Here is a 3,002-nt window from a genome sequence, read left to right as displayed (position 1 = left end):
TCTCCTTACATGATTATCTGGTATTCTCTTTACATGATTATCTGGTATTCTCCTTACATGATTATCTGGTATTCTCCTTACATGATTATCTGGTGCTATCCTGATAATTAGCTGGTTTTATGTTTAAGAATTATGTCTTTTTATGAAATTATGAAATATTGATAAACGTTGTCACAACTGCTTGAAATCTTCAGAAGAATTGGCAGCTCGGAAAAATTATTAAAGTTATAAAATTAATAAGGTAACAATTTATCGTTAGTGTTTTTGTTTCGTAACATCGTTACCTGATATGTTACCTGATATATTACCTGATATCAGTTACAGTTTAGATTAATGATGTTACAACTACTTCCGTAACTCGATTTTGAACTAAGTCAGCTATCCTGAAAACATAAATTAGATGACTTGAAAATTGCTATAACCGCAGGGAAGAAGATACATTTCCAAGAAAATTCTGATCTTGACAGGCGATTGCGCTGAGGATTATGAGGTGAAGGTACCACAACAGTCGCTCCAGATGCTGGGCTACCAGGTGGATAATAACGGCACCCAACAAAAAAACTGGGAATATGCTGCAACTGGTCGTACACGACTTCACCACGCTCAATACCTATATTGAGCTTCCAGGGCATCGCATTCCGGTAGATGTTTCCATGTCTGATGTAAAAGCGAAGGATTATGCAGGTCTGGTAGTTCCGGGTGGTAGAGCCCCTGAATATATCCGTCTGTATGATGAAACTATTAAACTCGTACAGGATTTCTTTGCGGCTGGCAAGCCTGTAGCAGTTATCTGCCATGGACTGCAGCTTTTGGCAGCGGCTAAAGTCCTGGAAGGCTATAAGGTAACATCATACCCGGCATGTGCTCCAGAATGCCGATTGGCTGGCGCTGATTGGCAGTCCGAATCGGTAATTATAGACAAAAATCTGGTAACAGCTCAAGCCTGGCCCAATTACCCAGCTTGGTTAAGAGCTTTTGTAGAACTGCTCGGTGCAAGTATAAGCATCTAAAGCATCTAAGTAAAGGAAGTATCATTTGGTTTAAGACGGTTAATAATGTTTCTTCGGCTAATATAATTCACTAATCTAGAGGAACTGCCACCTAAAAATAATGTAGTAAAAAGTCCCAAAAAAAACATATTCATCGCCCAGAGTCTTTCTTTCACCGAGCGAACGCTCGGAACAGCCCAAAAAAGTAAAAAAGCAAAAAAGGTATCCTCTTCAAATTGTATGGGTAAAAGTAAATTTCATGTATTTGCTGAAAATTTAAGAATTTAACCAAGTATGAGAAACAACTTCAAGCGATGCACACAACTTTGCAAATATTTAATAAGATTGTTGTGCATTTATCAAGTTGGAAAATTCTCCATTGAATTTGAAGAGGATACATTCTTTCGACTTCTTTTCTGAAAGGCCGCTCTCCTGCGTCGAGCGTGACAAATTCGGATTAAGACGGCTAATAATGTTGCTCTAGCTCAATTAATTTCACTTTTTTAAGAATACTGCCTTATAAAAATCAAAGTTGCTCTAGCGAATCCCGTTGCAAATTCGACGATATAACAGGTAAAATACTAAGAAGCAAAATTTCAAAATGTGAGGAAAAAATAGGCATACTTTCATTCAGCCTTCAAGAAATTAGTGTTTTTCAAGGCTTTTGAGATGTCCGTTTTCGGCGATTTGAAGACCCTTAGTTGAGAATTAACCCAAAGCTCAAGTGCTATCCTGCTTAGTATAGCTACTAAAAAAAACAGAAGAAACTGAAATCTTTGCAGCTTATGTGTTATTGTGTAATGAGAATGATATTATGTAATGAGAGTAACAACTGCTTTTTATAGAAACTGTCACGGAATGCAATCCCAGAAAATTTACTAAAATATTAGAGTTAACTGTGTACAATGGTGTATATACAATTCGTTAAACAAATATGCATTTTGAAATTGAGTTTCTGAGTTGAGGTTTTTTCAGGAAAATGCACTTACCAGAAAAAAGAAATCGATGAAAATGCATGGCACTTATATATAGAAGAGAAAAATATATTAACGATTAATTTTCAAGTTTTATAGAAAACATTAGTATACTCCAGTTTTTAGAGTGAGACTTCCTTTATTGCAAATTGCCTCCCAATTTACGAAACCTCTATACATTTACAAGCCTGCAGGCAGCCGGTCAAGGTGCATAATATGGAAAACAATCTACTCAATCTGATATTTCTCTCTGAAAAAAGGAAGAATGTGCTGCTTCTTCTGCTTGAAGGGCCAAAGGATATTGAAACAATTAAAAAAACCCTTAATGCCAGTGCAACCGCAGTCCAGCCCCAGGTAAAAAAGCTCAAAGAGCAGCACCTGGTAGTCCAGGAAAAAAACTTCTATAAACTGAGCGAGATAGGCAGAGTTGTGGTTGAGAAAATGAAGCCTCTTGTGGACACAATTACCGTTCTCGAAGAAAATGCGAATTACTGGGCAGAAAGGGAAGTAAACGAGGTTCCACCTTTTCTCCTGCGAAGAATTAGTGAACTTGGGCACTGCGCTATAATTGAGCCTCAGATAGATTATATGTTTGAGCTAATTCCGGAGTACGTCAAAAACGCCCGGATGGCAAAAGAGCTGAAAGCTACGATTTCATATTTCCACCCTCTTTTCCCCTCATTTTTCCTAGAGATTGCCGAAAAAGGAATCATGATATCGCTTGTATTCCCCGAGTCCGTCCTGAAAAGATGGGTCGAAGATTACAGGGAACAGACCGAACAATACCTTAAAAAAGAAAATGCTAAGCTTTTTGTCTGTACGGACTGCGAAAAGATACCTGCTGTCGTAGCAGCGGATAATTTCATGGCAATGGCCCTTTTCCCGAAAAGCACGGTCTTTGACCGAAAATATGTGATCTGCTTTGAGCCAGGAGCTCTGGTCTGGGGAAAAGAACTCTATGATTATTATGAACAGCGCTCCAAACAGATTAAGAACATAGACAATTACACTTACGCATAATATAGACAATTACACTTAC

Annotated in this window: 2 protein-coding genes; both read left to right on the top strand. The window is 38.0% G+C overall.

Going from position 1 to position 3,002, the window contains the following annotated elements; translation table 11 throughout:
- Window positions 1–569: 569 nt before the first annotated feature.
- Window positions 570–1,010 (top strand): DJ-1/PfpI family protein, encoded by a 441-nt coding sequence (locus A9239_RS10905; protein WP_203225603.1) that lies wholly within the window; start codon window positions 570–572, stop codon window positions 1,008–1,010.
- A gap of 1,169 nt (window positions 1,011–2,179) precedes the next feature.
- Window positions 2,180–2,983: a winged helix-turn-helix domain-containing protein gene (locus A9239_RS10900; protein WP_048119413.1), complete on the top strand. Its 804-nt coding sequence runs from the start codon at window positions 2,180–2,182 to the stop codon at window positions 2,981–2,983.
- The last annotated feature ends 19 nt before the right edge of the window (window positions 2,984–3,002 follow it).

This window comes from Methanosarcina sp. A14 (assembly GCF_001729375.1).
Classification (GTDB): domain Archaea; phylum Halobacteriota; class Methanosarcinia; order Methanosarcinales; family Methanosarcinaceae; genus Methanosarcina; species Methanosarcina barkeri.
Note: the sequence above shows the minus strand (reverse complement) of the source record. Positions and strands in the feature narration are given on the sequence as shown.